This window comes from Paraburkholderia sp. SIMBA_054, from assembly GCF_046534875.1.
GTDB lineage: Bacteria > Pseudomonadota > Gammaproteobacteria > Burkholderiales > Burkholderiaceae > Paraburkholderia > Paraburkholderia hospita.
Genome location: NZ_JAWRXV010001796.1, coordinates 1 through 232, shown reverse-complemented (window position 1 = coordinate 232; position 232 = coordinate 1). Strand labels below are relative to the sequence as shown.

Below are 232 nucleotides of genomic sequence, written 5' to 3'. Positions count from 1 at the left end.
ATCGACGACCAGCCGCGCTCGTTGGTGAGGTTGTTGACGTAGGCGCGCACTTCCCAGCCCCAGCGGCCGATGCCCGCATACAGGTCGAAGGCGTGGTAGCTGCCGATCTGCAGCGGCGGAGTCAGCTCTTCCTGCAGGATGACCGACGGATCGCCCGGCGCGGTGATGCGCTGGCGCTCGGTGGTGTCGTTGGCCCGCTCGCCGACCCAGCGGAACGCGCCGCCGACCTGCC

General features: G+C 69.8%; 1 protein-coding gene. It reads right to left on the bottom strand.

Annotated elements, in window-relative coordinates; all coding sequences use genetic code 11:
• Positions 1 to 232, bottom strand: a 232-nt coding sequence (locus SB822_RS61270; RefSeq protein ID WP_410859688.1) for a hypothetical protein, incomplete at both ends; no start/stop codon positions are given.